We start from the raw sequence: 22,122 nt of genomic DNA, 5'->3' as shown, positions 1-22,122 counted from the left end.
CGTCACGCTCCGAACCGGACGTCGCGGCCTTGGGGTTAACTCAGAATGGCTTCGATTTTTTCCAATGTGGCCACGTTGACCGCGACGCCATCTGACTGAGCGGCCAACCGTTTTGACCGGCGGCCATCGCCCGGCAAATGTGCGCCGGATTGATCACGGATCACTTGGACGAGACCGGCAATTCCCGAGGCAAATGCGTCACCCGCTGTCGCTTTTGGGTCGATTGCGATGAACATCTGACCCGTTTTGGGCGGTCCACCCACAGTGCCCGAGAACGGTGAGGCATTGACGCCAAGGGTCGCGCCGGTGAGTGCGGCGGCCAAAACTTCGGTCAGGATGGCGACGCCGACGCCCTTGTATCCTCCCGACGGTGCCATTGATCCCTTGAGCCCCACATTGGGATCAGTTGTCGGGTTTCCGTCTGCATCCAATGCCCAACCAACCGGGATCGGCTTACCCTCGCGGGCGTGTTTCATGACCTCGCTTTTAGCGATTGTGCTGGCGCTTTGGTCGATCAAAAGCGCGGGCTGACCGTCGGTGCCGGGCACTGCAATAGAAAACGGGTTGGTGCCGACCACCGGCTTGGACCCACCCGATGGCGCAATAGAGGCCGGCGCGTTGGTGAACCCAAGACCCACCAGCCCTTCCTGTGCCAGGCGCCAAGTGTGATAGCCCAGAACCCCGCAGTTATAGCTGTTGCGGATCGCCAGCACAGCAATGCCCTGCTCGCGCGCGGCGGGGATCAAAGCGTCAAATCCCGCATCAATTGCAGCGTGGGCAAACCCGGTCGCCGCATCCACGTTCACCACACCCGGTGTTGGTCGCGTCAGAGCAGGTGTCGCTGCACCATCCACTTTGCCGCACTGCACGTGCTCGCAATAGATCGGGATATAGGCCAACCCGTGACTGGCCACGCCATCGGCCTCGGTTGCAGCCGTGGCAACAGCCAAAGGACGCGCGTTGGCTTCGGACGTGCCAGCGGCCACAAGGGCGCGAAACGACAGGTCTTCGATTTCAACGAGGGAAAGCGTGCGGGTTTCGATCATGTTGGGGCCTCTTGTCAGTCGTTGTCGGAAAGCCCGGCACCGGCACCCAACAAACGGGATTCTTCGGTGGCGGGAGCATAGGTTTTGTGGGCAAGCCGGTTGAGGGTATTCCAATCGGCGGAGCGTGGCGTCGCGCGGGTTCGCCGATGAGAGGACACAGGCAGTTCACCCCCTGACGTGACAGTAACCGACCGGGCCATTACGGGCCAATCCAACGTCGCTGACAGGATGTGGCCATCCGTACAGGCGGTCATGCCGTCACAGTCGAGCGTAACCGGCTTGTTCAACTGTCGCGCAGCCAAGGCGACGAAAGACAACAAAAGCACAGGAACGGCAACGTGTTGCATGATGATGGGCTGCGAATTCAACAAGTGCGCGCTATCCGCGAGCACGCACCCGGCGCGCAGCGGGCACAAGGCCCCCTCGCCCACCCAATCGCCATCAAGAGACGTGGGCACGTGCAAATCGCGGTCTGCTTGATCCAGAAGGCTGGCCAGATGCTCTACCCCATCGACATCATGGGCGCACAGCCAACGGGTCGCCTTGGCTGCGTCCTCGGCCACGCCCCATGCATAGCCCGCCCCGCGAGTTGCGCGTTTGGCCGTGGCTTCGACCTCGTTCAGGGAATAGCTCATGCTGCGCCCTCCTGCGGGTAGACCCAAAGGTCAGCCGTTTCAGGCGACAGCTCTTCGGGATACGGAGCGCCCGCGTACATGCAGATCCGAACCCAGCGGTCCGAGCGTGGATCAAAATGCGTTGCGCCAAAGAACGACAGTTTGGCGCGCAGCATGTCGATGGGCAGCACCTGAGCGCTGATCGTGTTGTCACGGATCTCGCCATAAGGTGCGAACCGGCTCATCTGCGCGCGCCGGACCGTGTGGCGGTGTTGGGGGTAGTTCAGCAGGAACGCCGCAACGGTTCCCTGTTGACCCTCCAAGTCTCGATAGGCCAACGCCGCATCCCGCGCCGGGGCCAAGGGTTGTTCGTAGTCCGCAATAGGCTCGTCAAATCGTTCCCCCATGCGCGGTTCCAACTTTTCCTCGGAAACATACCAGGCGCGCGCGCAGTTTTCGGGCGCGTTCCAATCCAAATCAACCGCCCAGCCAAAGCTGTTTTCGATCAGCGCGCGCAGCTCGGCCACATCCATTGCACCGTCGATGGCAAACGCCGCGCCATTGCTGTCGGCCATGCAGGACGTCAGCCCATCAACCAGGTCGGCGTAAGGCTCCAGGATCAACGAAGCGACAAGTTCTTGCCCTTCCTCGGTGAGGGAACCGGCGGCCCAATTCATCAAGCGATCCCAAGGGTGATCGTTGATCAGATCGTCCGCCCCGACATGAGCAGTAAGCGTTGAAAGATCATCTTTCAAAGCCTTCAGCTTCTCGATCTGGATCGGATGCTCGGACCGCCAGCGATCTACCGAAACCTCGCTTCGGCGCAGCATCTTCCGAAACTGCTGCACCTCGTCCTCGGTTGCTTCGGCGACCGAGCGCACCCGGGATATGGCCTCTTCGCGCACCATGATCCAGTTGTTGAACAGTATGGGGTGGTTGACGATGAAGGGCGCCATACCAAGGCCTGTTGAGTTGCCGATCCCCAGACGCCGCGCGATGGCCGGATCCAGCGGAACAGCCCTATCGCCTCCTTTGGCGCGGGCCATGTGCTGCACCAGATCACGCACAAAGGTACGGGTCAGGAACACCGATAGCATCTCGGCCTGAAACGGGGCCTGCACCTCTGTCCGGTCAGCGATCTTATCCCGGTCTGCAGCGCCAAATTTACCCGAGCCGTAAACGGCTGTCGTGCGCATCAGATAACCAACGTTGTCGATCTGATCGAAGTCCGGTTGCTGGCCGGACGCTAGCCGGTCCACCACATGTGCCCACAGGCGCACCGAGCGGTTGGCGCGAGACAAGGACAGCTCGCTCTCGCTCACCCGGCCAGCTTCTTGCAGCGGAACATTCTGCGACAGCCGTTCGATGTCCGCCTCGGTCGGCACCCCGTCAAACAGCGCAAATGTCGCGTCCCAGGCCTCGGCGATCACCCGGTCCGAGCGCATCTCGGGTGGCAGATCATGGGCAAAAGCCACCAATGAATAGGTCCGTTCCGGCCCTTTGGCCGAATAGACCGCGCAACCAACCCCATTTTCATCGACCCGGAACACCGGGCGCGCAAAGCTCCAGTTTTCCTGCGCCATACGGCGGGTCAGCTGCCGCATGAAGCTCAGGCGGCATTGATGTAGCGAACCCAGCCGCGACAGGCGCATCACTGTCGCTGGGTCTCGCCGTGGGATTGTGGTCTGCGCGGTTGCATCCATGACCGTTATCCTTTTGGGGTGAAGTTTTCAGCGAAGAACCGATACCAGTTCCCGCCCATGATCCCGTCAATTTCATCCGCATTCAGGCCGGTCGCACGCAGTCCCTGACGGATGTTGCCAAAGTGGCGGTTGTCCTCGAACCAGCTGGGCATCGGCGGGAAGCCCGGATTGCTGGCCGAACCTTCGCCATAGTCGATTTCCTTGGTCCAGCGGCCCACACGCATCCACTCGACAATACTGTCAGGTTGATCCTGGCACAGGTCGGTACCGATCCCCAAATGCTGAGCACCGTACTTTTCCGCCGTGCGCGCGATCATCTCGCAGAAACTTTCAAGCGTGCAGTCGGATTTGTCTTTCAGGTGGTGAGGATAGACCGAAAACCCAAACATCCCACCATTTTCCGTTACTGCGCGCATGACGCTTTCGCGTTTGTTGCGCAATGCGGGCTGCCATTCGTGGGGATTGGCGTGGGTGATAGCGATGGGACGTTCCGAGATTTCCGCCGCCTCAATGGTCGAGCGGTCCGCCGAGTGGCTCATGTCGACGACCAGACCAACGCGGTTCATTTCCTTGATGACCTGCTTACCCATGCGGGTGATGCCGGGGTCCTCGGCCTCGTAACAGCCTGTCGCCAGCAGCGATTGGTTGTTGTACGTCAACTGCATGAACCGCGCACCAAGGGTGTGCAGGATTTCAACAAGACCGATGTCATCTTCGATGGGGCTGGGGTTCTGAAAGCCAAAGAACACCGCAGTGCGCCCGGTTTCGCGGGCTTTGTCGATGTCGCTGGCCCATTGGCCTTTCATGATCAGGTCGGGGTATTGCTCGAACCAGCGGTTCCACTTTTCAAAGTTCAGAACCGTTTCACGAAAGTTCTCGTGGTACGAGATGGTGACGTGGATCGCATCCACGCCCCCTCGCGCAATTGGCGGAACACCTTTTCCGACCAGTTCACATATTGCAGGCCGTCGATCAGGTACCCGGACATGTTGCTCTCCCTTGGATCACTCGCGATCTGAATTGCGCCCGACGTCTCAAGCCGGGCGCAAGCCTTGCAGTTTGCTTACACCGGACCTGCGCTGATGTAGGCGGTTTTGACGGTGGTGTAGAACTCGGCCGCAGCCTTGCCCTGCTCGCGCGGACCATAAGAGCTGTCACCACGGCCGCCAAACGGCACGTGATAGTCGGTACCTGCCGTCGGCAGGTTGACGGTCACAACACCGGTGCGTGCGTTGCGGCGGAAATGCGTTGCGCGGGCCAGCGATTTGGTCACGATGCCCGAGGTCAGGCCAAAGTTGGTGTCGTTGACGACGGCCAGCGCCTCGTCATAGCTGCCCACTTTGATCACGGATGTCAGAGGAGCAAACATTTCCTCGCGGTTGATGCGCATGTCGTTGGTGGTGTTCAGGAATACGCCCGGTGACATGTAAAAACCCTCGGTCGGCATTTCGAGACGCGCACCACCGCAGGCCAGCTCGGCCCCTTCGGATTTGCCCAATTCGACATAGTCCAGGTTTTCCTGCAACTGCTGCGCGCTGACAACGGGGCCCATCTGCACGCCTTCTTCCAGCGCATGGCCCACCTTCATTGCCTGTGCACCAGCCACCAGTTTTTCGACAAAGGCGTCGTGGATGCCCGCATGAACCACCAGACGCGAGGATGCGGTGCATTTCTGACCCGTACCGCCAAATGCGCCACCCAAGGCCAGCGACACAGCCAGATCCAAATCCGCATCGCCCATCACCGCCAGAGCGTTCTTTGAGCCCATTTCCATCTGAACTTTCGTCAGGTTCTGGATCGCGGCAGCGGCAATACCTTTGCCAACCGGAACCGAACCGGTGAAAGAGATCGCATTGACCTTGGGGCTTTCGACCAAACGCTGACCGATAGAACGGCCTGACCCCATAACCAGCGAGAACAGGCCTTTGGGGATGTCCTGACGCTCGATAATTTCTGCCAAAGCCACTGCCGAAGCCGGGGTAATGTTGGCCGGTTTCCAGACAACGGCATTGCCGTAGCACAGCGCCGGAGCGATCTTCCACGAAGCGGTCGCGGTCGGAAAGTTCCAGGGGCTGATAATCGCCACAACGCCAACGGCTTCGCGGCGCACATCGACTTCGACGCCGGGGCGTACGCTGTCTGCGTTTTCACCCAACTGGCGCAGGCATTCGGCGGCATAGTAGGTAAAGAACTGACCGGCGCGGAACACTTCGCCTTTGCCTTCGGCAAGCGGCTTGCCCTCTTCGCGGCTGAGCAACGTGCCCAGCTCTTCGGCGCGTGCCATCATCTCATTGCCGATGGCATTCAGCACGGCCTGCTTGCGCTCCATCCCATAAGCGGCCCATTCGGCTTGAGCCATACGTGCCTGATCCAGCGTCGCCTCCAGCTGATCCGCGCTGGCCTGAGTGAACATGCCAACCAGATCGCTCAGATCCGATGGGTTGCGGTTTTCGATTTCGCTTTCGCCAGCCAGCCACTCGCCAGCAATCAGGTTCAATTTGGTCATGGTATGCCCCAGGCAACAGAGTTCAGTTGCCAGTAGGATGGACTTTGCAGCCCACATCAGTCAAATTCAATTAACTCAAACCTACTTCAGCAAAACTGAAATTATATGTCGATCAAACTGGAAACCCTTCGCACCTTTTGTACAGTCGCCCAAACTGGCAACCTGGCCGAAGCTGCCAACCGGTTGGGGCGCACCCAGTCGGCCGTGTCCATGACGCTCAAACACTTTGAGGAGCATCTTGGGCGCAAGCTGTTTCAAGGCGAGCGCAAGGCGCAGCTGTCTGCCTTGGGCGAACAGGTCTTTGAGCAAGCCGTCAAACAGGTGCGCGAATATGATGAGACCATTCAGGGCATTGAATCTGCCGCGCAATCGCGACATGGCCAAATCCGCATTGCCTCTGTCCCGTCGGTTGCTGCCGTGGTGTTTCCAGCCGTGACCGACCACATGACGCGCCGCTTTCCTGGACTGAAGATCGAACTTCGCGACACCCATACGGCCCAAATTCTGGATGCGCTTTTGACCGGACGGGCAGATATCGGCATTGCATCTGGTCGCCATGCGTTAAACGGCGTCGAAGCGATCCCGCTTTTTTGTGATCAGTTTGGTCTTGTCTCCTCGGCTGAGCATCCCCTTGCCCTGTCGCCGCAACAGCCAACGCTTGAAGACGTCGTCACACCAAGGTTCGTTCGAAACGCACTGTGTGAACTGATCCAGACGCCCGCGTTTTTGGAAGCCGTCACAAAGTCGGACGTTACCATTCAAAACACGTTGTCTTTGATTGCGATGGTCCAAACCGGCGACTGGGTGACAATCCTGCCCCGAACCGTCACGCGATTTTTGCCAGACGGCACGGTCTTTCGCCCGATCGCCGATCTGCCCGATCAACGGGACGTTTACCTCTACATACGTACCCGAACAACCCACGCGACGATAACGCAAGACTGCGCCGAATTCATCCAGTCGCGGGATTGGGGCTGAAAAGCATGTCGGAAAATGGCGCACCCATCAGGATTCGAACCTGAGACCTCTGCCTTCGGAGGGCAGCGCTCTATCCAGCTGAGCTATGGGTGCCTGTGCACGGGCTATAAAAGATCGCCTGCACCTTCGCAATCGGAAAAGCCGAAAAATTCTCCGGCTTTTCCGTGGGCTTGTACTTAGCCAAAAAGCTCGTGTGCCAATTCCAGCGCGTCGACCAGCGTGTCGACTTCGGCTTCGGTGTTGTAAAGGCCAAAGCTGGCGCGGCAGGTGGCCGTAACACCCAGATGATCCATCAAAGGCCCGGCGCAATGGTGACCTGCGCGCACCGCGACGCCTTTCTTATCCAGAATGGTCGAGACGTCATGCGGGTGGCCCGCGCCATCCAACGTAAAGCTGAAGATCGCGGCCTTGTCTGGTGTCGTGCCTTGCACCTGCAACCAGTTCAGCCCCTGCAGTTTGGACACCGCATAGTCGCGCAAACCGGCCTCGTGTGCGGCGATGTTGTCCATCCCCAGTTCCATCATGTATTCAAGCGCCACGCCCAGTCCGATGGTCTGTACAATGCCGGGGGTTCCGGCCTCGAATTTCATGGGTGGATCGTTGTAGGTGACCGTTTCCTTGGACACTTCGCGGATCATGTCGCCACCCCCTATGAAGGGGCGCATCTCGGCCATACGCTCGGCTTTGCAATAGATCGCGCCGGAGCCGGAAGGGCCATAGAGCTTGTGGCCCGTAATGGCGTAGAAATCACAACCGATGTCCTGCACGTCAACCGGCATGTGCACCGCGCCCTGGCTGCCATCGACCAGCACCGGCACGCCCTTGGCGTGGGCGCCTTGGGTGATTGCTTTGACGTCTACTACGGTGCCAAGAACGTTGGAGCATTGCGTGACGGCGACCAGCTTGGTTTTGGGACCGATCGCATCGATTACCGCCTGTGGGTCGAGTGCGCCAGTGCTGTCCACATCGACCCATTTCAGCACAACACCCTGGCGTTCGCGCAGGAAATGCCAAGGCACGATGTTGGCGTGATGCTCCATCACACTCAGCACGATCTCATCACCCGCCTGAAGACGGGGCATGGCCCAGCCATAAGCGACCATGTTGATCCCCTCGGTCGTGCCCGAATTCAGCACAATCTCATCCTCGGACGCTGCATTCAGGAATGTGGCGATGATCCCGCGCACAGCCTCGTATTTGTCGGTGGCCAGGTTCGACAGATAATGCAGGCCGCGGTGCACGTTGGCGTATTCCATCGAATAGGCCTGCGTGATCGCGTCGATCACCACCTGCGGCTTCTGCGCTGATGCGCCATTGTCGAGATAGGTCAGCGGCTTGCCGTTCACCTCACGCGAGAGGATCGGAAAATCGGCGCGGATATTTGTGACGTCATACATGAGGAACGATCCCAGTTAACCAACCCCAAGGAGGGAGAGAAGAATGAATAGCGCCACAGCGATGGCAAGAAGGGAGGCGACCAAAACGCCTGCGGCCTTCATCAACGAGGCGAGACGATGCGCCTGATCGATAAAATGTAAAAAGACGAAAAGGCCCACCAGCGTGGCCCCCAGCACAAGCAAGAACGACAGGATTGGGAAGGTGAGTGCCAGAACCAATGCAACCGCCTGGACGGCGACACGCAAGAATTGCATCCAGACCATCAGGATCATGACATCATCAAATGATCCCTGCCCGCCCAGCAAGCCACCTACGCGGTGGATCGCGATGATCGTCGCCAACACTCCTCCTGCAACAAACCCGGCGTAGAACATCGGAGAAGCGAACGTTACAGGAAAATCGTCAGGCTTTGGCAGCAGCATGTCCGAGAGAGAAAACAACAGCGTATTCAGGACAACCGCTAAGGAGAGGCCCAACCACAACACGTCCCGCCGCATATTCTGCGCCAACAGGATCTGGGCCGCCTGAGCGGGGTTGGTGACGGACATCACCGCCAGATCCTTGAGGTTCAGAGCGTTCATGCGCCTGCCCTTTCTTTTGGCCTTTCCGCCTGAAACAACCCTGCGATCCAAAACCATGCAAAGACCGCAAACCATACAGCACCCACCAGTTGCAGCGATGGACCGGGGCCGATGAACCCGGCCACCAAGCCATGCAACAGAACCAGCGGGCTGGCCGCGAGCAGCGCCCAGAACAGCGCCAGACGCGCCCCAAACCAATCGCCCTTGCCGCCAACCACCTTGGCCACGACATGCGAGACCGCCGCGATGACATACATCAAAAGCGGCGCAATCAGGATCAGGGCCATCAGGCTACCCGCCATCAGTTCGTTCAGGTCCCGGCCTTCCAGATGCGCCTCACGCGATAGGCGCGGCAGCTGCGCGATGAACAGCACCACACAGCTGGCCATGAGAATGGCCAGCGCACGATCTTCGCGCTGACCCATGTCCAGCAGGCGCCGCACAACGCGCCCCGGGCCACGATATGTGGCCAAGATGTCCGTCGTCACCGACATCAGCGGCGGCGCGACAACCAGGATTCCAGACGGTTTACGATGTCCGCCGCCAGATCCTCGTCCTCGATTTCCTCGACCGCTTCGGCCAGGAACGCCAAAGTTAGCAGATCGGTCGCATCACTCACCGGCACGCCACGCGAGCGCAGGTAGAACAGTGCGGTTTCGTCGATCGCGCCAGACGTCGAGCCGTGCGAACAGGCCACATCATCGGCATAGATTTCCAACTCGGGCTTGGCGAGGAATTGGCTGTCGTCATCCAGCAGCAGCGATTGGCTGATCTGGTAACCGTCTGTTTTCTGGGCCCCTTCCTTGACCAGGATCTTGCCCTGAAACACGCCCGTCGCGCCGTTGCGCAGAACCTTTTTGAACACCTGACGGCTTTCGCAGTTCACAGCGTCATGGGTGATAAAGACCGTGTCGTCGTGGTGAAAGTCGCCATCGCCAACACAGGCGCCTGCCACATGCGCAACCGCATCATCGCCCAAAATCTCGATCACCTGCTCATTGCGCGTCAGAACGCCATTCACGGTCAGGGTGAAGGATTTATAAACCGACTCTGCGCCCAAACGGGTGAACATATGGGTTACGGCGCGACGCTCGTGATCGCGGCCCTGCGAGCGCACATGATGCAGTTTACCGCCATCAGCGATGTCGATCTCCATGCATTTGTTGAACCGCGCGGCTGCAGGACCGTTTTCCAGAATGGTCGCCTCGGCCCCGCTTTCAACGCGCACGATGTGGTGCAGGAATGCGTCCGATGCCTCATCCTTGTGCACATAGATCAAGCTGATCGGTTTCGATGGTTTGCCGGTCACGTGAATGGCGACGCCATCGGCCGCAAAAGCCGTGTTCAGCGCGGCCAAGGGGCGCGGCACCGGGGTATGACCCCGGGTTTCCAGAACGCCGTACAAGTCCTTGGCCCAGTGAATGTCCGTGCAGCAGATATCCTCAAGCCGTTCGATCTGCACCCCTTCGAGCGACAGGTCATCCGAAGCTTCGGCGTCAAAAATACCATCGACAAAAATGATCTTGAGACGATCGATCTGGTCGAACATCAACGGCTCATCATTGTCGAACAACGCCGCCGTGGGGGCCTCGGCCTGAACCAAGGTGTCGGGGCGGGTGTATTTCCAATATTCGTCGCGACGATCCGGCAGACCCATTTCGCGCACGCGGGCGATTGCCGCCTCGCGCGCAGGCTTGGTGCAGCTGACCGTTGGCAGCTGCAACACGGCCAGGCGCGCCTCGGTTGCGGTTTGTTTGATCTCGGGCAAAGCCATTACTGCACCTCAGCCAGAATGTCGGCGTAACCGTTGTTTTCCACTTCGAGCGCCAGCTCGGGTCCGCCGGTTTTTACGATACGGCCATCCGCCATGATGTGAACGACATCGGGTTTGATGTGGTCCAGCAGGCGCTGATAGTGGGTGATCACCAGGAAACCGCGACCTTCATTGCGCAGGGCATTAACGCCTTCGGCCACCAATTTCATCGCGTCCACGTCAAGGCCGGAATCGGTCTCGTCGAGAATGCACATTTTTGGTTCCAGCATCGCCATCTGCAGGATCTCGTTGCGCTTTTTCTCACCGCCCGAGAAACCGACGTTCACTGGGCGCTTAAGCATATCTGCGTTGATTTTCAGAGACTTGGCGCGTTCACGAACGATTTTCAGGAAATCGGCCGCGCTCAACTCTTCTTCGCCGCGTGCCTTGCGCTGTGCGTTCACGGCTGTGCGCAGGAACGTCATGTTACCGACGCCGGGAATCTCGACCGGATACTGGAATGCCAGGAACAGGCCAGCGGCGGCGCGCTCTTCAGGTTCCAGCTCCAGCAGGTCTTCGCCACCGAGAGAGGCTGCACCGTCAGTCACCTCGTAACCGTCGCGGCCCGACAGAACATAAGACAGCGTCGACTTGCCCGAGCCGTTGGGGCCCATGATCGCGTGCACCTTGCCAGCTTCGACTTTCAGGTCGACGCCTTTTAGGATCTGTTTCTCTTCTTCTTCAAGTTTGACGTGCAAGTTTTTGATTTCGAGCATTTTTGACTCACTTTTCATCTCTGTCCCGCAACAGTTGCGCGGCGTGTATCTGTGGCGGTACGTGACGGTACCGGGTTGATTTCAACTAAAACCATGATCAGACGTCTCTGGTCCCTGGAACCAGCAAGTAGTTCTTGTTTGAGACGTAACGCACCAAGGTTTCCTTTGCGACATAGCCGCTTTCGCGGAGCCAATTGTCAAAGGCATCAGCATTATCATTGTCGACCTCGACAAAAATCTTCGGTCGCGCCCGTTCAAGCGTGTCACGCAACCCGTTGAGAACATCCATTTCCATACCCTCGACATCAATTTTGATGAAATCAGGTACGATGTCCGCCAGGGCGTCGTCGGCAACAACCGTGCTGATGTTGCCTTCGCCCTTGACCATGCGTCCGGCACCAAGGTTTCGCGCGGGCTTGTCAATTGAAAAGCCGTCATCCTGATGATCCGACACCCCAAACCCGAGTTTACTCAGGTCAAAGCAATGTCCCACGCCATTGGCGGCAACATTGGCAACCAATAGTGTATACGCCTCGGGGTTTGGTTCGAATGGAACCACTTTGGATGGCGACAGGAACGACGCAACAAAAAGGCTGTGATTGCCGATGTTGGCGCCGATGTCCACGAAGACACCACCAGGTTGAAAGTTCTGCCGGATGACTTCGAGTTCTTCGGCTTCATAGAACCGGCCATGACGCATTTGTCGCTGAATATGATCTCGCTGCCGACCGATGACAAAATTTATCGGACGCCCAAAGATCGTACAGGTCACCATATCCAAATCGCGAAAAATGAAGGTTGAGCCGTCATTGATCGCGGATTGCATTTTCTTCAGGTTCTTCGCGTCGTCGACCAACTGGGCCTCCACATACAAGTGATCTTGCGAACTGAAATGACTTCCAGTTAACCGACTGATCCTTCAAGAGAGATAGCTACCAGTTGCTGGGCTTCCATGGCGAATTCCATCGGCAGGGCCTGTAGAACGTCCTTGCAGAAGCCGTTCACAACCAGCGCGACCGCCTCTTCCTCGTCCATCCCGCGCGAGCGGCAGTAGAACAGCTGATCGTCGTCCACCTTGGATGTGGTCGCCTCGTGCTCGACCCGGGCCGAGTTGTTCTTGACCTCGATGTACGGCACCGTGTGCGCCCCGCATTTGTCGCCAATAAGCAGCGAGTCACACTGGGTGTAGTTGCGCCCGTTCTTGGCCTTGGGATGCATCGAAACCAGACCACGATAGGTGTTCTGCGCCTTACCCGCACTGATGCCTTTGGACACGATCCGCGACTTGGTGTCCTTGCCCAGATGGATCATCTTGGTGCCGGTATCAGCCTGCTGCATGTTGTTGGCAATGGCGATCGAATAGAATTCGCCCTGGCTTTCGTTGCCGCGCAGAATGCACGACGGGTATTTCCAGGTCACGGCCGAGCCGGTTTCCACCTGTGTCCACATAACCTTGGACCGATCACCGCGACAGTCAGCGCGTTTGGTCACAAAGTTGTAGATGCCGCCCTTGCCGTTTTCATCACCAGGATACCAGTTCTGAACGGTCGAATATTTCACCTCGGCGTCTTCTTCGATGATGATCTCGACCACAGCCGCGTGCAGCTGTGCGATGTCACGCGCCGGAGCAGTACAGCCTTCCAAGTAGCTGACATAGCTTCCTTTATCGGCGATGATCAACGTGCGTTCGAACTGACCAGTGTTTTCCGCGTTGATGCGGAAATAGGTCGACAGCTCCATCGGGCAGCGCACGCCCGGCGGCACGTAGACGAACGAACCGTCCGAGAACACAGCCGAGTTCAGCGTGGCATAAAAGTTGTCCGACACCGGAACGACCGATCCCAGGTACTTCTTGACCAGCTCAGGGTGTTCGCGGATCGCCTCGGAAATCGAGCAGAAGATTACGCCCGCTTTTTTCAATTCAGCCTGGAACGTTGTGCCAACCGAGACGGAGTCAAACACGGCATCCACAGCGACCTTGCGGCCCTCGGCGGGCATGTTTTCTGCCCCTTCAACGCCTGCCAAAATCATCTGTTCTTTCAGCGGGATGCCCAGCTTTTCGTAAGTGGCTAGCAGCTTGGGGTCGACTTCGTCCAACGACTTGGGCTTGACCTCCATCGACTTGGGACGAGCATAGTAATACTGGTCCTGGAAATCGATTTCGGGATAGTCGACCATCGCCCAGTCTGGTTCGGTCTTGGTTAGCCAGCGCTCATACGCCTCGAGCCGCCAGTTCAGCATCCACTCGGGCTCTTCGTTCTTTTCCGAAATCAGACGGACAATATCGGTGGTCAGCCCTTTGGGGGCGTATTCCATCTCAATATCGGTTTCCCAACCGTATTTATAAGCGCCGCCGACCTCGCGAACCGCGTCCACGGTTTCCTGATCAACGCCGTCTTTTACCTGTGTCTGGTCCAATGCGGCCATGACAAACCCTCCGTCAGATCACGCAGCACGCGCGTGATGCTTCTTTCCTTTAGCAGCCACGCGTCAGCAAAGCGCAGCACATCTTCTTCACTCGTCTCGGGCCCCAGCGACACGCGGATCGCGCTGCTTGCCGTGGCCTCATCATATCCCATCGCGGTCAGCACTGTGCTGGCCTTGACCTTGCCGCTCGAGCAGGCAGAGCCCGCGCTGATGGCAAATCCGGCCAGGTCCATCTGCATCACCTGTGTTTCGCCCTTCCAACCGGGCGTGGCAAAACACAGCGTGTTGGGCAAACGTTTTTGTCCATTCCCGACAAAAATAGTCTTGCTTGATCCAGCCTCAAGAGCCTTTTCTAGAATATTTCTAAGTTCCGCAACCCGTTCCCATACGCCATCCGCCAAATCGCGGGCGGCCGCTTGGGCTGCGGCACCAAAACCGACCATCCCAAGCACGTTTTCGGTGCCCGAGCGGCGCCCCATCTCTTGCCCGCCACCTTTGATCTGCGCTTGCAAGTCGGTGCCGCGTGGCATGACCACCGCACCGATTCCCTTAGGGCCACCTAGCTTGTGCGCCGAGATCAGAGCCATCTGCACGCCCATCCAGTTGAATGCAATGGGCAGCTTGCCAAAGGCCTGTGTTGCATCCGTGACGGCGAGGCCTTGGGGCAAATCCTGCACAATCCCGGTCTCGGAGTTGGCAAGTTGAAGCGTTGACGATGCCGGATCGGATACCGTTACATTCCCCGCATTGGAAACCGGTAAATCCTCATCAATCCAAGCCCTTACCGCGTCATGCTCAAGTCCAGATCCGCGCAAGCCACGTCCCGTTAAAGTCAGTGCCGCCCCTTCGGTGGAGCCTGAGGTGAACACGATATCTGCTCCATCTGCGCCAAAGGCTGTGGCGATTTGCGCCCGCGCCCTTTCGACCAAAGCCTTGGCGGCACGCCCCTCGGCATGCACAGAAGACGGGTTCCCGCAGGTATCCATTGCGGCAATCATCGCCTCGCGCGCTTCGGGGCGCAGCGGGGTTGTCGCATTATGATCCAGGTAAACACGCGTCATGGATGCATCTTTTTTGACATGATTAAGCCGCTGGCTCTCATTCCGCGTCCACCACGGCAAAAATGCTAGGCACCGCAGGGCACGGGGCGAGATCGTTCTTGATCACGTCCGAGAGCCGGGTTTGATGCAGGAAGACATAAACATGGGCGCTCAGCCCCTCCCACAAACGATTGGTGAGCGATTGAGCGCGGCTTCCCGATGATCCGCCCGAAGCGCCTGCCCCCTTGTGCATGGCATCCACAGTTTCATCCACGGCGGCCAGAACCTCGACCACGCGAGATCTTGGATGCGGACCGTGCAAGACGATATCCACCACCGGGGCCACGCACCGATGTCACCAGATCCGCCCGTCGCAGTTTGACAAACAACTGCTCCAGATAGGGCAGCGAGATATCCTGACGTTCGGAGATTTCACCCAATGTCACAAGCGTATCAGTAGGTTGCAGCGCGATGTCGGCCAGTGCGACCATCGCGTAACGTCCCTTTGTCGATAGTTTCATCTTAGGCCTTCCCCACCTGTGACATTTGCGCGCAATCATTGACCTTTTCACCATCTATGCGTATTCCGCAATGACGGTGTCAAATGACGCTGCGCCGTAGTTAGAACCGTTCTAAAGTGCCTTAGGGAATTCGTCAACATTCCGAACGGCACGAATATAACAACAGGATGAACGCACATATGCCCGAGGTGATTTTTCCCGGACCAGAAGGCCGTCTGGAAGGCCGCTACCACCCGCAAAAGGAAAAAGACGCACCGATCGCCATCGTGCTGCATCCGCACCCACAGTTCGGCGGGACCATGAACAACAAGGTGGTCTATAACCTCCACTATGCGTTCTACAACATGGGCTTTACTGTCCTTCGCTTTAACTTTCGCGGCGTGGGCCGCAGCCAGGGCGAATACGATCAGGGCGTGGGTGAGTTGAGCGATGCGGCATCGGCGCTGGATTACCTGCAGTCGATGAACAACAACTCCAAACATTGCTGGGTTGCTGGGTTTTCTTTCGGGGCCTGGATCGGCATGCAGCTTTTGATGCGCCGCCCGGAAATCACCGGCTTTATCAGCGTATCGCCGCCCGCGAACATGTACGACTTCTCGTTCCTGGCGCCCTGCCCGTCCTCTGGCCTGATCATCAACGGTTCGGCCGACCGCGTGGCCCCGCCTGCGGACACCGTGTCGCTGGTCAACAAGCTGCACGAGCAAAAGGGCATCACCATCACCCATGAAGAGGTCGAAGGCGCCGATCACTTCTTCCAGGATCCGCATATGGACACCCTGATGACGACGACCACCGACTATGTGAAACGTCGCCTGACCGAGAACACCCGCTGATGTCGGGAACAATCGACGCCCTGGCCGCCAAATTGGCCGAGGACACGATGAAGGTCATGGATCAGACCGGTGAAGATCGTCTGTATGTCGAGGTCGGCGATGTGCTGGCCGCGGCATCGCAGTCCTTGGAAGAAGCGTATCTGACCGAAGTTCGTGTGCGCCTTGCTGAACGTGTGGCGCGCAAGTTCTTGATCAAGAAAGCGACCGAATTCAAGGCCGCGAAAGAGGCTGAGCAGACACAATGACCGACACCCGCATTTCAGCACAGGTTGCCTTTTTGAAAGAGGCCGACCGGCTGAAACGGGTGGATCGCTCCAACGTTTTGCTGGATCTCTCACGCCCCGAAAACTCGGCCGAACACAGCTGGCACCTGGCGCTTTATGCGCTGATCTTTGCCCCGATGGCTGGCCCTGACGTGTCACTGGATCGAGTGATCCGCATGCTGCTGCTTCACGATCTGGTCGAAATTGACGTGGGCGATCACCCCATTCACGAAGCCGTGGATTGGGGTGCGGTCGCAGAACGCGAACAACAGGCAGCACGGCGCATTTTTGGAATTCTACCGGATGATCAGGCGGCGGAGTACCTGACGCTTTGGACCGAGTTCGAAGACGATCAAACGCCGGATGCGCAATTCGCCAAATTGCTGGATCGGTCTCAACCCTTGTTCCAGGTGCTATGCGCGCCGGATCCTTTGCAAGATCACCTGCAAATCGTGCGTGACAATCTGGCCTCGGGCCGGGCCGCCTATCTGCAGCACGCCTGCCCCGAAATCTATTGGTACGCCAAGCGACTGTTGGGGGGCACGGACAACTATGACACCGGGCTTGTGCCCAACTGGCTGACGTTTCTGGCCGAGGCGGATCAACTCAAGTCGATCTATCGCGCCTCGCGGCTTATCGACGACTCGCGCTTTGAAAACTCGGCCGAGCATTCCTGGCACATCATGCTTTATGCGATGGTTCTGGCGGATCAGGCCGGTGTGGCAGTGCAGATCGACCGTGTTCTGCGGATGCTGCTGATCCATGACATTGTCGAGATCGACGCAGGTGATGCGCCCATTCACGGGCAAGTTGACCACGCCGCCATGGCCGCCAAGGAAGAGGCCGCAGCCGAACGGCTTTTTGGGTTGCTACCAGAGGATCAATACAACGACCTGCACGCGTTGTGGCATGAATTTGAGGCTGCTGAGACACCAGACGCGCAGTTCGCCAAATCGGTGGATCGTGTACAAACCCCGATCGCCAATCTGGAAAACGGCGGCGGCAGCTGGGTGGAATACAAGGTCACTCTGGAGCAAATAGATCAGCGGGTCGGCGTTCCGGTCGAGCGCGGCGCACCCGGTTTGTGGGCTTGGCTGCGCCCGCAACTCGTCGCGCATTTCAACAAGATGCAGACGGCCTGATCATAGAGGCCCTCACCCGCTTTCGGGCACATCAGGGATTACGGCTGGTGCAACGGTAGTCGCCTCAAGAAAGTAGCTGAACGGAGCAAGATGGGTCTTGCCTGCTCGCACGCGTAAAACGCCAGTGACCCAAACCGGATCAAGGTTGATATCCAAACCCTCTGGGAACTCCACCGAAACGACCTGATCTGGCAAGGGTGGCGGCGGGTGACGGCAGTCCTGCGGCGCGCGCGGGATCAAAAGGAACTCTGTTACGCCGCTGAACGCCAATCTCGAACGGATGTGCATACCCCGCAATGGTGATGGTTTTGCCGTCCAATGAACTGTCACCCAAAGTGCACTGGGCAATCCGGTTTGCAGCCAATGTTGCCATCATGGTTTGTTGGGCACAGTCGGGATGGGCCAAATACTGTTCCAGAAAGGCCAGACATTCGGCAGGTCTTTCTTTGCGCAGTTCTTTCCAAGTGGGCAGCAGTGGCTCGGCGTTCGGCGCGCCGTGCTGGACAAACAGGACCAGCACGGCTGTTGATAGCGCCTTAATTGTCGTTCTGACCATGGCTAACCGTAAGCGGGCTCTTGTAGTCTGGTTCGGTGATGCCCTTCTTGCGCATGGCAATCCCGGTCAGACATTCCCGAACCACACGGTTTGCATTCAACGCAGACACATAAGTCGGATCCATCAAAGGCGCGAGTTCTACAACTTCGAACCCAACGACATTGGATTCCGCGCACAGGCGGCGCAGGATCGGAAAAATTTCGCGCGGCATCAGCCCACCCGGTTCGGGCGTGCCCGTGCCCGGAACAAACGCCGGATCGAATGTGTCCATATCGAACGAGATAAAGATGTGTTCGGGACCATCGTTGGCTTCGGCAATCACATCCTCCATCACGGCGTCCCAACCGCGGTGCTCGATTTCAGCCATCGTGTGATAGCGCAACTCGTTCTCGCGCATCCATTCAAACGAGTTTTCGTCTGGATAGTAGCCCCGTAAAGCCACCTGGATGAAGTTCTTGCCGGGCAGATGCCCCTCTTCGATCAGACGATAGATCGGCATACCGTGGCCGATAAGATGCCCCATCAAGTATTTGGTCGCGTCATAATGCGCGTCAAAATGCACAACGCCCACGTTGCCTTTGCCATAGACGTCTGCCAGCGCAGCCACATCCGGATACATCAAGGAATGATCACCACCAATAATAACTGGGATCACGCGGCTTCCGTCTTCGTGCTGAACTTCGGCGACTTGCCGCACAAAAGACCGCACAGCGTGAACGGTTCGCTCGGTGCTCATCATGTCGTTGGGTGCGTTGCCGTAGTCGACAACTGTCATTTCGGTCAGCGGATCGACCATCACATGCATGTGCGGCGCACGAACGCCGTAAGGCAGATAGATTGCCGAGTTTCGAACCGCATTGGGTCCACGCGACGCGCCCCGTGCGCCAGAGCCCATATCAGTGAAGGCCCCCATGATCGCAACATCCACCTTGGCTGCAGCAAGGTCTTCGGGCGTAAACGCCAGCGGCTGATTCAGAAAGGTCGGTATCTGCCCCCACCCCATGTTCAAGAACCGCTGGGTATCAACAAGACCCGGTGTCCGCCCTTCTCGTTCGCCTTCAAACGTTTCCAGCGGGGTGCGCCAAACGTTGAGTGTAGGATCCCCAGTGTCCAAGGGGATCACTGGCTGCTCTCCCTCTCGCAACGGCTGTGGATCACCTTCGTATTCGCTTCCAAACACTTGTGCGGTGCCTTGCGTTGCAGAACCAACTACAAATAGCAGAGCCAGAATAGGTATTCTCATTTCGTTCTCCCCTCCGAATGTGATCAGCTTCCTTCAGTGTGAGCCAAGTTGCCGAATTCTCAAACAAAAACAGGGGCCCGAATGGCCCCTGTTTTCGACATTCTATGATGGAAGCGCTTACAATTAGCACATCCAATGGATCAGAAGCCCGGCATCAAGCCGACGCTGCGCTTACAACCCAGCCGACCGCTGCCAGCAGAGACGAAGCAAGAATAATCTTCTTTGCAAATGGTGTCATAACGTGAACCTTTCAAAACAAATACAAAACATTAACAAATATAGGCGCCATACCTACCAATTCAAAGTCAGGTTTCCCCGACCAGCGCTGTTTTGGCGCGTTTGTTGTTGAAATCGCACAAAATTCGCACCACAGAAATCATATTGCCCAATAAATGGGTTTTGTGATTAACACCACCTAAGGCGGCCGCAGCGCCTTCTCCCCCAAAGCCAACCTTGGACGTGCCCTATGCCTCAGGCCTATTTCTTTTTGCTAATCGCCGTCATTGCCGAAACAATCGGGACAACAGCCCTGCAAGCGAGCCAACAGTTCACCCGGCTTTGGCCATCGGTGGTTGTGGTTGTCGGATACGGGTTGGCGTTCTATTTCATGTCGATCACCTTGCGGTACATGCCCGTAGGTGTCGTCTATGCGATGTGGTCGGGATTGGGTATCGTATTGATCGCGATCATCGGCTTTTTGGTCTTTGGGCAGCGGCTCGATCTTCCTGCCATTCTTGGCCTTGGCCTGATCATTTCCGGTATCCTGATCATCCATCTCTTCTCGAATTCCGCCAGCCACTAGGACCTCTTGTCTTTTCGCTGGTATATTGCGCCACAGCACTGTATGCGCGCGGCAACTCTCCGTTCAAAGGCCTATTTCTCATGGACATGCGAAACATCGCAATCATTGCTCACGTTGACCACGGTAAAACGACCCTGGTTGACGAGCTGCTTAAACAATCCGGTGCATTCCGGGAAAATCAGGCTGTGGCCGAGCGTGCCATGGACAGCAACGACCTGGAGCGCGAGCGCGGCATCACCATCTTTGCCAAGCCCACCAGCGTTGAATGGAAAGGCACGCGGATCAACATCGTTGACACCCCCGGCCACGCCGATTTCGGTGGCGAGGTTGAACGGATCCTGTCGATGGTGGATGGCGTTGTACTGCTGGTGGACGCTGCCGAAGGTCCCATGCCACAGACCAAGTTCGTGACCTCCAAGGCGCTGGCCACTGGGACTGCGTCCGATCGTGGTGCTGAACAAGGTCGACAAGCCGGATGCCGAGCCGGATCGCGCGCTGGACGAGTGTTTCGACCTCTTTGCCTCGCTGGACGCCGACGAAGATCAGCTGGATTTCCCGCACATGTATGCCTCTGGCCGTAATGGCTGGGCGGACGCCGAACTCGATGGCCCGCGTCAGGACCTGCACGCACTGTTCAACCTGATCGTCAACCACGTGCCCGAGCCCAAGCAGATCAAGCGCCAAGGCGAAGATTTCCGCATGCTGGCCACCACTCTGGGGTCCGACCCTTTCGTGGGCCGCATCCTGACCGGCCGTGTTGAATCCGGCACGCTCAAGGTCGGTGCAACTGTGCAGGCCCTGACCCGCATCGGCCAAAAGATCGAGCAGTTCCGCGTTACCAAAATCCAGGCCTTCCGCGGTCTGGCCCAGCAGGACATCGAAGAGGCGCAAGCCGGTGACATCGTGTCCATCGCAGGCATGGCCAAGGCCACCGTGGCTGACACCATCTGCGCGCTTGCCGTGGACGAACCACTGGACGCGCAACCCATCGATCCGCCCACCATCACCGTAACTTTCGGCATAAACGACAGCCCACTGGCCGGTCGTGATGGCAAAAAGGTGCAGTCACGAGTGATCCGCGACCGTCTGATGAAAGAGGCGGAATCCAACGTCGCCATCAAGATCGCCGACACCCCCGGCGGTGACGCGTTCGAAGTGTCGGGCCGTGGCGAACTGCAGATGGGCGTTCTGATCGAAAACATGCGCCGCGAAGGGTTCGAACTGTCGATCTCACGCCCGCAGGTGATCATGCGCGAAGAAGACGGCGTGCGGATGGAGCCGGTTGAAGAGGCCACCATCGACGTCGATGACGAGTATTCCGGCGCGGTGATCGAAAAGCTGACCGGCGCACGCAAGGGCGAGCTGGTTGAAATGCGCCCCGCAGGTGCAGGCAAAACCCGCATCATCGCACATGTTCCGTCGCGTGGCCTGATCGGCTATCACGGCGAATTCCTGACCGACACCCGCGGCACCGGCGTTCTGAACCGCGTGTTCCATGGGTGGACCGCGCACAAAGGGTCGATCCCGGGCCGTCGTGCAGGCGTCCTGATTTCGATGGAAAATGGCTCTTCGGTTGCCTTTGCTCTGTGGAACCTCGAAGAGCGTGGCAAGATGATGATCGGCGCGCAGGCCGACGTCTATACCGGCATGATTATCGGCGAGCATTCGCGCAACAACGATCTGGAAGTGAACCCGCTCAAGGGTAAAAAGCTGACCAACGTGCGCGCCTCGGGCACCGACGATGCGGTGCGTCTGACCACGCCAATGACCCTGTCACTGGAAGAGGCAATTGCCTACATCAACGACGACGAGCTGGTCGAAGTGACCCCCAACAACGTGCGCCTGCGCAAACGTTACCTGGACCCGCATGAACGCAAGCGGATGTCCAAAGCGGCAAACTGACCAAAGAAACATAAGGAGGTTCTGATCAGAGCCTCCTT

The 22,122-nt window shown here is 58.0% G+C and carries 18 protein-coding genes, 1 tRNA gene and 4 pseudogenes; 6 read left to right on the top strand and 17 right to left on the bottom strand.

The annotated features are described in order from the left end of the window. Window positions 1-35 precede the first annotated feature (35 nt). The 5 genes and pseudogenes from ACZ1HE_RS10870 to ACZ1HE_RS10850 form a co-directional block, all read right to left on the bottom strand. Window positions 36-1,046 carry an Ldh family oxidoreductase gene (locus ACZ1HE_RS10870; protein WP_472620771.1) on the bottom strand — a complete coding sequence of 337 codons (1,011 nt, stop codon included), beginning with the start codon at window positions 1,044-1,046 and terminating at the stop codon, window positions 36-38. Between the two features lie 14 nt (window positions 1,047-1,060). Further along, window positions 1,061-1,681 (bottom strand): DUF3726 domain-containing protein, encoded by a 621-nt coding sequence (locus ACZ1HE_RS10865; RefSeq protein WP_472620770.1) that lies wholly within the window; start codon window positions 1,679-1,681, stop codon window positions 1,061-1,063. Then, on the bottom strand, window positions 1,678-3,363 hold the full coding sequence (locus tag ACZ1HE_RS10860) for a hypothetical protein (protein ID WP_472620769.1): 1,686 nt from the start codon (window positions 3,361-3,363) through the stop codon (window positions 1,678-1,680). Before ACZ1HE_RS10860 ends, ACZ1HE_RS10865 begins: the two co-directional genes overlap by 4 nt. 5 nt (window positions 3,364-3,368) lie before the next feature. Then, a pseudogene (locus tag ACZ1HE_RS10855) lies at window positions 3,369-4,351 on the bottom strand (membrane dipeptidase). A 75-nt stretch (window positions 4,352-4,426) separates the two neighbouring features. Further along, entirely contained in the window at window positions 4,427-5,869 is a 1,443-nt protein-coding gene (locus tag ACZ1HE_RS10850) for an aldehyde dehydrogenase family protein (protein WP_472620768.1), read from the bottom strand. A 105-nt stretch (window positions 5,870-5,974) separates the two neighbouring features. Here ACZ1HE_RS10850 and ACZ1HE_RS10845 point away from each other — a divergent pair, with 105 nt between their 5' ends. Next, window positions 5,975-6,847 carry a LysR family transcriptional regulator gene (locus ACZ1HE_RS10845; RefSeq protein ID WP_472620767.1) on the top strand — a complete coding sequence of 291 codons (873 nt, stop codon included), beginning with the start codon at window positions 5,975-5,977 and terminating at the stop codon, window positions 6,845-6,847. Between the two features lie 16 nt (window positions 6,848-6,863). Here ACZ1HE_RS10845 and ACZ1HE_RS10840 read toward each other — a convergent pair. From ACZ1HE_RS10840 to iscR, 10 genes and pseudogenes are all read right to left on the bottom strand, one after another. After that, window positions 6,864-6,940 (bottom strand) — tRNA-Arg (locus ACZ1HE_RS10840). A gap of 83 nt (window positions 6,941-7,023) precedes the next feature. Continuing rightward, on the bottom strand, window positions 7,024-8,244 hold the full coding sequence (locus ACZ1HE_RS10835) for a cysteine desulfurase (protein WP_472620766.1): 1,221 nt from the start codon (window positions 8,242-8,244) through the stop codon (window positions 7,024-7,026). A 15-nt stretch (window positions 8,245-8,259) separates the two neighbouring features. Continuing rightward, window positions 8,260-8,826 carry a YIP1 family protein gene (locus ACZ1HE_RS10830; protein WP_472620765.1) on the bottom strand — a complete coding sequence of 189 codons (567 nt, stop codon included), beginning with the start codon at window positions 8,824-8,826 and terminating at the stop codon, window positions 8,260-8,262. Further along, a complete protein-coding gene (locus ACZ1HE_RS10825) occupies window positions 8,823-9,320 on the bottom strand; it encodes a YIP1 family protein (RefSeq protein WP_472620764.1) in 498 nt (165 codons plus the stop codon). The genes ACZ1HE_RS10830 and ACZ1HE_RS10825 overlap by 4 nt, the downstream gene beginning before the upstream one ends. Next, window positions 9,320-10,600: a SufB/SufD family protein gene (locus ACZ1HE_RS10820; protein ID WP_472620763.1), complete on the bottom strand. Its 1,281-nt coding sequence runs from the start codon at window positions 10,598-10,600 to the stop codon at window positions 9,320-9,322. Before ACZ1HE_RS10820 ends, ACZ1HE_RS10825 begins: the two co-directional genes overlap by 1 nt. After that, window positions 10,600-11,355 carry a Fe-S cluster assembly ATPase SufC gene (gene sufC, locus ACZ1HE_RS10815; RefSeq protein WP_472620762.1) on the bottom strand — a complete coding sequence of 252 codons (756 nt, stop codon included), beginning with the start codon at window positions 11,353-11,355 and terminating at the stop codon, window positions 10,600-10,602. The genes ACZ1HE_RS10820 and sufC overlap by 1 nt, the downstream gene beginning before the upstream one ends. A gap of 97 nt (window positions 11,356-11,452) precedes the next feature. Then, window positions 11,453-12,211: an FkbM family methyltransferase gene (locus ACZ1HE_RS10810; protein WP_472620761.1), complete on the bottom strand. Its 759-nt coding sequence runs from the start codon at window positions 12,209-12,211 to the stop codon at window positions 11,453-11,455. Window positions 12,212-12,258: 47 nt separating this feature from the next. After that, a complete protein-coding gene (sufB, locus tag ACZ1HE_RS10805) occupies window positions 12,259-13,782 on the bottom strand; it encodes a Fe-S cluster assembly protein SufB (protein ID WP_472620760.1) in 1,524 nt (507 codons plus the stop codon). Between the two features lie 18 nt (window positions 13,783-13,800). After that, window positions 13,801-14,843, bottom strand: a pseudogene (locus ACZ1HE_RS10800) (cysteine desulfurase family protein). Window positions 14,844-14,880: 37 nt separating this feature from the next. Next, window positions 14,881-15,343, bottom strand: a pseudogene (iscR, locus tag ACZ1HE_RS10795) (Fe-S cluster assembly transcriptional regulator IscR). Window positions 15,344-15,522: 179 nt separating this feature from the next. Here iscR and ACZ1HE_RS10790 point away from each other — a divergent pair. The 3 genes from ACZ1HE_RS10790 to ACZ1HE_RS10780 are packed head-to-tail and all read left to right on the top strand — an operon-like array spanning window position 15,523 to window position 17,581. After that, entirely contained in the window at window positions 15,523-16,176 is a 654-nt protein-coding gene (locus tag ACZ1HE_RS10790) for an alpha/beta hydrolase (RefSeq protein WP_085795704.1), read from the top strand. Then, window positions 16,176-16,421: a hypothetical protein gene (locus ACZ1HE_RS10785; protein ID WP_472620759.1), complete on the top strand. Its 246-nt coding sequence runs from the start codon at window positions 16,176-16,178 to the stop codon at window positions 16,419-16,421. The genes ACZ1HE_RS10790 and ACZ1HE_RS10785 overlap by 1 nt, the downstream gene beginning before the upstream one ends. Next, window positions 16,418-17,581 (top strand): HD domain-containing protein, encoded by a 1,164-nt coding sequence (locus ACZ1HE_RS10780; protein WP_472620758.1) that lies wholly within the window; start codon window positions 16,418-16,420, stop codon window positions 17,579-17,581. The genes ACZ1HE_RS10785 and ACZ1HE_RS10780 overlap by 4 nt, the downstream gene beginning before the upstream one ends. A 12-nt stretch (window positions 17,582-17,593) precedes the next feature. On the opposite strand, the gene ACZ1HE_RS10775 is transcribed toward ACZ1HE_RS10780, so the two are convergent. Further along, complete coding sequence (locus ACZ1HE_RS10775) at window positions 17,594-17,911, bottom strand: DUF3299 domain-containing protein (protein ID WP_472620757.1); 318 nt, start codon at window positions 17,909-17,911, stop codon at window positions 17,594-17,596. Between the two features lie 206 nt (window positions 17,912-18,117). Then, on the bottom strand, window positions 18,118-19,380 hold the full coding sequence (locus ACZ1HE_RS10770; protein ID WP_472620756.1) for an agmatinase family protein: 1,263 nt from the start codon (window positions 19,378-19,380) through the stop codon (window positions 18,118-18,120). A 466-nt stretch (window positions 19,381-19,846) separates the two neighbouring features. Here ACZ1HE_RS10770 and ACZ1HE_RS10765 point away from each other — a divergent pair, with 466 nt between their 5' ends. Next, complete coding sequence (locus tag ACZ1HE_RS10765) at window positions 19,847-20,182, top strand: DMT family transporter (protein WP_472620755.1); 336 nt, start codon at window positions 19,847-19,849, stop codon at window positions 20,180-20,182. 80 nt (window positions 20,183-20,262) lie between these two features. Next, window positions 20,263-22,084, top strand: a pseudogene (gene typA / locus ACZ1HE_RS10760) (translational GTPase TypA). Window positions 22,085-22,122: the final 38 nt, after the last annotated feature.

It is taken from the genome of Falsiruegeria sp. JB4-1 (genome assembly GCF_055693495.1).
This window is presented reverse-complemented; position numbering and strand designations above follow the sequence as displayed.

Bases quoted from the DNA above. Each gene is read 5' to 3' on its own strand.
- ACZ1HE_RS10765 (WP_472620755.1), top strand. From the start codon at position 19,847: ATGCCTCAGGCCTATTTCTTTTTGCTAATCGCCGTCATTGCCGAAACA.
- ACZ1HE_RS10830 (WP_472620765.1), bottom strand. From the start codon at position 8,826: ATGAACGCTCTGAACCTCAAGGATCTGGCGGTGATGTCCGTCACCAAC.
- ACZ1HE_RS10835 (WP_472620766.1), bottom strand. From the start codon at position 8,244: ATGTATGACGTCACAAATATCCGCGCCGATTTTCCGATCCTCTCGCGT.
- ACZ1HE_RS10825 (WP_472620764.1), bottom strand. From the start codon at position 9,320: ATGTCGGTGACGACGGACATCTTGGCCACATATCGTGGCCCGGGGCGC.
- sufC (WP_472620762.1), bottom strand. From the start codon at position 11,355: ATGCTCGAAATCAAAAACTTGCACGTCAAACTTGAAGAAGAAGAGAAA.
- ACZ1HE_RS10790 (WP_085795704.1), top strand. From the start codon at position 15,523: ATGCCCGAGGTGATTTTTCCCGGACCAGAAGGCCGTCTGGAAGGCCGC.
- ACZ1HE_RS10865 (WP_472620770.1), bottom strand. From the start codon at position 1,681: ATGAGCTATTCCCTGAACGAGGTCGAAGCCACGGCCAAACGCGCAACT.
- ACZ1HE_RS10770 (WP_472620756.1), bottom strand. From the start codon at position 19,380: ATGAGAATACCTATTCTGGCTCTGCTATTTGTAGTTGGTTCTGCAACG.
- ACZ1HE_RS10860 (WP_472620769.1), bottom strand. From the start codon at position 3,363: ATGGATGCAACCGCGCAGACCACAATCCCACGGCGAGACCCAGCGACA.
- ACZ1HE_RS10820 (WP_472620763.1), bottom strand. From the start codon at position 10,600: ATGGCTTTGCCCGAGATCAAACAAACCGCAACCGAGGCGCGCCTGGCC.
- ACZ1HE_RS10780 (WP_472620758.1), top strand. From the start codon at position 16,418: ATGACCGACACCCGCATTTCAGCACAGGTTGCCTTTTTGAAAGAGGCC.
- sufB (WP_472620760.1), bottom strand. From the start codon at position 13,782: ATGGCCGCATTGGACCAGACACAGGTAAAAGACGGCGTTGATCAGGAA.
- ACZ1HE_RS10845 (WP_472620767.1), top strand. From the start codon at position 5,975: ATGTCGATCAAACTGGAAACCCTTCGCACCTTTTGTACAGTCGCCCAA.
- ACZ1HE_RS10850 (WP_472620768.1), bottom strand. From the start codon at position 5,869: ATGACCAAATTGAACCTGATTGCTGGCGAGTGGCTGGCTGGCGAAAGC.
- ACZ1HE_RS10870 (WP_472620771.1), bottom strand. From the start codon at position 1,046: ATGATCGAAACCCGCACGCTTTCCCTCGTTGAAATCGAAGACCTGTCG.
- ACZ1HE_RS10785 (WP_472620759.1), top strand. From the start codon at position 16,176: ATGTCGGGAACAATCGACGCCCTGGCCGCCAAATTGGCCGAGGACACG.